This window comes from Gammaproteobacteria bacterium (assembly GCA_013696315.1).
GTDB lineage: Bacteria > Pseudomonadota > Gammaproteobacteria > JACCYU01 > JACCYU01 > JACCYU01.
In genome coordinates this window covers 1-5,385 of record JACCYU010000086.1, presented here as the reverse complement: position 1 = coordinate 5,385, position 5,385 = coordinate 1, and the positions used below count along the sequence as shown (strand labels likewise).

5 protein-coding genes and 1 pseudogene are annotated in these 5,385 nt (G+C 61.5%); 5 read left to right on the top strand and 1 reads right to left on the bottom strand.

Annotated features, from left to right (window positions below; genetic code table 11):
• The first annotated feature begins 15 nt into the window (after positions 1-15).
• From H0V34_04910 to ggt, 4 genes are all read left to right on the top strand, one after another.
• Positions 16-690 carry a dienelactone hydrolase family protein gene (locus H0V34_04910; protein ID MBA2491063.1) on the top strand — a complete coding sequence of 225 codons (675 nt, stop codon included), beginning with the start codon at positions 16-18 and terminating at the stop codon, positions 688-690.
• A 39-nt stretch (positions 691-729) separates the two neighbouring features.
• Positions 730-1,209, top strand: coding sequence for a pantetheine-phosphate adenylyltransferase (gene coaD / locus H0V34_04905; GenBank protein MBA2491062.1), 480 nt, complete (start codon positions 730-732; stop codon positions 1,207-1,209).
• Positions 1,210-1,251: 42 nt separating this feature from the next.
• Positions 1,252-1,506 carry a YfhL family 4Fe-4S dicluster ferredoxin gene (locus H0V34_04900; protein ID MBA2491061.1) on the top strand — a complete coding sequence of 85 codons (255 nt, stop codon included), beginning with the start codon at positions 1,252-1,254 and terminating at the stop codon, positions 1,504-1,506.
• 142 nt (positions 1,507-1,648) lie between these two features.
• Positions 1,649-3,436: a gamma-glutamyltransferase gene (gene ggt / locus H0V34_04895; protein ID MBA2491060.1), complete on the top strand. Its 1,788-nt coding sequence runs from the start codon at positions 1,649-1,651 to the stop codon at positions 3,434-3,436.
• A gap of 26 nt (positions 3,437-3,462) precedes the next feature.
• Here ggt and H0V34_04890 read toward each other — a convergent pair whose 3' ends face one another.
• On the bottom strand, positions 3,463-3,801 hold the full coding sequence (locus tag H0V34_04890) for a GFA family protein (GenBank protein ID MBA2491059.1): 339 nt from the start codon (positions 3,799-3,801) through the stop codon (positions 3,463-3,465).
• Between the two features lie 298 nt (positions 3,802-4,099).
• On the opposite strand from H0V34_04890, the pseudogene H0V34_04885 reads away from it, so the two are divergent.
• Positions 4,100-5,246 (top strand): annotated as a pseudogene (locus H0V34_04885) (transposase).
• Positions 5,247-5,385 lie beyond the last annotated feature (139 nt).

Genomic DNA, 5,385 nt, shown 5'->3' with positions numbered 1-5,385 from the left:
GACATGCGTGGGCACTTGGCTTACGATGGCGAACAGGAACAATCGCGACCCGGCGTGCTGGTGGTGCCCGAATGGTGGGGGCTCAACGACTATGCGCGCCGCCGCGCGCGCGACTTGGCGGCGCTCGGCTACGTTGCGCTGGCCGTGGACATGTACGGCGGCGGCAAGGCCACGATCGATCCCGAACAGGCCGGCGCCTGGGCTGGCGAAATCGGCAAAGATCCGGAAATGGCGCGCGCTCGCTTTATGGCCGCGCTGCGGGCGCTCGAACGGCAGCAAGGCGTCGATCCGGAACGGATCGCGGCGATCGGTTACTGCTTCGGCGGCACCGTGGTACTCAGCATGGCGCGCGCGGGAGTCGATCTGGACGGCGTGGTGAGTTTTCATGGCACCTTGCCGGTGGCCGGCCCGCCCACGCCGGAGCAGATCGAAGCCGAGGTGCTGGTACTGCACGGCGGCGCCGACAGCTACGTGACGGACGCGCAGATGGCGTCGTTCAAACGCCAGATGCGGCGTGCGGGCGCGGACTTCGACATCATCACCTACAGGGGCGCGAAGCACAGCTTTACCAACCCCGCGGCGGATGCGACGGCGCAAATGTACGATCTCGACGTGGGTTACGACGCGCGGGCCGAACAGCAGTCCTGGCTCGAGATGCGGACGTTTCTCGTGCGAGTGCTTGGCCATTGACCTGTTCGTCAACCGCTTGCACGCGAGAGTAATCACGCCATGCCATCCATCGCCGTCTATCCCGGCACCTTCGACCCCATCACCAACGGCCACACCGATCTGATCCGGCGCGCGGCGAAGCTGTTTGACCGTGTGGTGCTGGGTGTGGCGGCCAATCGCGGCAAAACGCCATTTTTTCCGCTTGAAAAGCGCGTGGCGATGGCCAGAAACGCGCTCCGCAACGTGAAAAACGTCGAAGTCCGCGGTTTCGACAATCTGCTGGTGAATTTTGCCCGCGAACACGGCGCGGTGGCGGTGGTGCGCGGCCTGCGGGCGGTATCGGACTTCGAGTTCGAGTTTCAGTTGGCGGGCATGAACCGCAAGCTGGACCCGAATCTGGAATCGCTGTTCCTGACGCCAGCCGAGGAATACGCGGTGCTGTCGTCCAATCTGGTGCGCGAAGTCGCGTCGCTCGGCGGTGACGTGTCGGCGTTCGTGGACCCCGCTGTGGCGGCGGCGCTGCGCGATCGCTTACCCTAACATTCACCGGAACGAAAGACTTGTGTTGACCCTCGAATTAACATGGCTTTAATCATCACAGACGAGTGCATCAACTGCGACGTGTGCGAGCCGGAATGCCCGAATGGCGCAATCGCGGCCGGCGAGGAAATTTACGAGATTTCCGCCCAACTCTGCACCGAGTGTGTGGGCCATTTCGACGAGCCGCAATGCCAGCAGGTGTGTCCCGTGGACTGCATCCACGTCGATCCGGCGTATCCGGAAACGCGCGACCAATTGATGCTCAGATACCAGGGCCTGATGCGGCAGAAGGCATGACCCAGTGCGCGCGCCCTGGGCGCGCCGATCCGCTCGCTCTTGTCATTCCACGCAACTTATCATTTCGACCACGGGGCTTGTCATCCACCCGTCGGCCTTGTCCTTTTGACCAGCGGGAGACATCTTGAACACCATTGCATCGATGATTTGTCGCTCTCACGTTTTTCCCCATGAAGTCCCGACAAGGATTTCTCGCTTCGCTCGAAATGACACGCAGCGTTGTTGTTATGGCACCCAGCGTTGTCGTTATGTAACGACTGCGTGGTTGTTGGTCATTTTCGTCGTCGCGCTGCTGTTGCCGAGCGCGAACTCGGCGGCGGAGAATCATCCGCCGGCCGCCGCGATCGCCAGCGCGCACCCGCTCGCGACCAAAGCCGGTCAGGAAATTCTTGAAGCTGGCGGCAACGCCTTCGACGCCGCGGTGGCGGTCACCGCGGCGTTATCGGTCGTGGAGCCCTACAGCACCGGTCTGGGCGGCGGCGGATTCTGGCTGCTGCATCGCGCACGCGATGGGTTCGAAACCATGATAGACGGGCGCGAAGTCGCGCCCCTGGCCGCGACACGCGACATGTATCTGGATGAACAAGGCCGCGTGATCGAAAACCTGTCGATGAACAGTGCGCTCGCGGCGAGTATTCCCGGCACGCCGGCGGCGCTGGTGCATCTCGCGGAGAACTACGGACGGTTGCCGCTTGAACAATTGCTCGCGCCCGCGATCCTGCTGGCAGAGGAAGGATTTCCCGTCGAGGATTACTACCAGGATATGGCCGAGTCCCGGCTTGATGTCTTGCGCGCGCACGAGGAATCCGCGCAAATCTTTTTGCGCAATGGCAAGGTGCCGGCCGACGGCGCGCGTATTGTCCAGCCGGAGCTCGCGGAAACATTGCGGCTGATCGCCAAGTCGGGTAACGAAGGATTTTACGCGGGCGCGCTCGCCGAACGTCTGGTCGCTGGCGTGCGTGCGGCGGGCGGCATCTGGCGGCTTGAAGATCTGGCGCTATATCGAATCAAAGAGCGCGAACCGGTGCGGAGCAGTTATCGCGGCACGGACATCACTAGCGCGGCGCCCCCATCGTCTGGCGGCGTGGTGTTGATCGAGGCGCTGAATATCCTATCGGGCTATGATCTGGATGCGATGAACGCGATCACGCGCACGCATCTCATCGCCGAGGCTATGCGACGCGCGTATCGCGACCGGGCCGAGTATTTAGGTGATCCGGATTTCGTCGAGATGCCATTGCGAATGCTTATGTCGCCGATGTACGCGGCGGGTTTGCGCGCGAGTATTCGACTCGATCGCGCCATGCCGAGCGAACTGTTGCCGGGCGTAAGTGAGCCGCGCGCCGAGTCGATCGACACCACGCATTTCTCCGTACTGGACACTGAGGGTAATCGCGTCGCGGCGACATACACGATCAACTATCCCTTCGGCTCGGGATTCACCGCGCCCGGCACCGGCGTGTTACTCAACGGTCAGATGAACGACTTCTCGGTCAAGCCCGGCAGCCCCAACGTTTATGGGCTAGTGGGTGCCGAAGCCAACGCGATCGAACCTGGCAAACGCATGTTGTCCAGCATGACGCCGACGTTTCTGGATGACGGCGAGCGCATCGCGGTGATAGGCACGCCCGGCGGCAGCCGCATCATCAGCATGGTGCTGCTGGCGACTCTGGAATTCATCGATGGCGCCGACGCGCAAGCGATCGTCGCGCGCCCCCGCTATCATCATCAGTATCTGCCCGATGAGATCGAATTCGAGCCGGGCGCAATCGAGCCGCCCGTTCAGAAGCGTCTAAGAGCAATGGGTCATAAAGCAAGCGAGCGGGGCGACACCTACGGCAACATGCACGTGGTCATCTGGGATAGGCTCAAGGACCAGGTTGACGCCGTGTCCGATCCGCGGGGGATTGGCGAGGCGGTCGTTCGCTGATCCAAAATGAATCGGGCTCAATAACCTCACGCGAATGGTGGCAGTTCTGGATAACGGGGCAGGGTGTCGTCGAACTCCGCCCACGACAGATGCTTTGAGTACCAATAGTGCAACGTCGGCTTGATGCTCTCCGGGTTGTCGAGACTGCCGATAGTGAGGTCGATAAGACCCGACAAAAAACTGGCGGTGAAACTGATTTGTGTTCCGCAATCTGGGCAGAAGCCACGTCTCGCTTCCGCTGATGACGCGAAAGTGTGCGGCTTGGCCTTAACAAAACTAACCTGAGATTGCTGGAACATGGCCCATGCAACCGCGGGCGCCGCGTGCGCGCGGCGGCACATTGTGCAGTGGCAGATAGCCGCCAGCACGGGCTCTCCCGTGATGGCATATCTCACCGCGCCACACTGACAGCCGCCCTCTAATTTCGTGTCGGTCACTGGCTCTTCCTGCTGTAAAGGTTAACGCTTAATCTCACCTAGCGGGCTTCGTTCCCGACAGCGGTGCAGCAATCGACGGCAGCGCCGGTCCGCTGTAGCGCACAGTTAGCGGCTTGCCGGTACGGTCCAGACACATAGATAACAGTTCAGTCCGGGGATAGGTAACAGTTTAGCAATACTGGCGGGCACCGAAGGAGGTGCCCATGCCTGGAGCGAGACTACACCTATGGACCAGAAGACGCAGTTCATTGCCGACTATCTGCGCACGACACTCTCGGTGTCGGCGTTGTGCGATCTGTACGGCATCAGTCGCAAGACCGCTTACAAGTGGATCGAGCGCTACTTTACAGCACGGGCCGGCCGGGCTCGACGAGCGCTCGCGCAAGCCGGGATCGTCTCCCAACCGGACCGCCGAGCCCATCGTTGCCGCGATCCTCGGGGCCCGCGTCCGCCATCCCACCTGGGTGCCAAGAAACTCCTGCCGCTCCTGGCTAAACGCTATCCGGCCGACCAACTTCCCGCGCGGACCACGTTATTCGATATCCTCGGCCGCCATGGCCTGCTAGCGAGAAAGCGCCAGCGTCGCCGCATCGGCCATCCCGGCAAACCCAGCACGGTGCTCCTCGCGCCATCTGGTGTGCCGACTTCAAGGGGCAGTTCAAGACTGGCGACCGCATCTACTGCTATCCCTTGACCGTTACCGATGGCTTCAGCCGCTACCTGCTCGGCTGCCAAGGGCTCCATTCGACCGCCGTACGCGCGGCCAAGCCGGTCTTCACGCGGCTCTTCAAGGAATTCGGATTACCCAAACGCATCCGCAGCGATAACGGGGTGCCGTTCGCCACGACTACACTGGCGCGGCTATCAACGCTGTCGGCCTGGTGGGTGCGGCTGGGCATTCTTCCGGACCTGATCGAGCCGGGCAAACCGCAGCAGAACGGCCGTCATGAACGCATGCACCGCACGCTGAAAGCCGAGACGACGCGCCCCCCGGCTAACACCTGCCGCGGGCAACAGCGCAAGTTCGATCGTTTCCGCGATGAGTTCAACGTCGAGCGTCCGCTACGTAAGCACTCGATATGCAAACCCCGGCTGACTGCTATGCGGCGTCCCCGCGCGAGATGCCCAATAAGCTGCCACCGCTCGAATATCCCGACCGCTTCGAGCTACGCTACGTGAGCGCGAACGGCGGGATCCGATGGAACAAGCAATGGGTCAACGTTTCAAGCACCTGTGCCGGTGAATACGTCGGACTCGAGGAGATCGATGATGGCATCTGGAATGTCTACTTCGGCCCGCTCAAGCTCGGCCACTTGCTCGAACGACACATGCGCATCGAAGATGACTTAGGTAGACTTAATAGACACCGGTGACTGTTACCTAGCTGTTTAGTCCCGGAATGTGCTGGTACGGATCGAGTTTGAATCGTTGTGGTTCTTGCGTCCGGATTTTGTTGACGTATTCGTAGGGTGTGAGTCCCCGCAGGGTCTTGAGCCTGCGGGCGTGATTGTA

Excerpts from the sequence above, each read along its gene's own strand:
- coaD (MBA2491062.1), top strand. The coding sequence starts at position 730 with ATGCCATCCATCGCCGTCTATCCCGGCACCTTCGACCCCATCACCAAC.
- H0V34_04900 (MBA2491061.1), top strand. The coding sequence starts at position 1,252 with ATGGCTTTAATCATCACAGACGAGTGCATCAACTGCGACGTGTGCGAG.
- ggt (MBA2491060.1), top strand. The coding sequence starts at position 1,649 with ATGATTTGTCGCTCTCACGTTTTTCCCCATGAAGTCCCGACAAGGATT.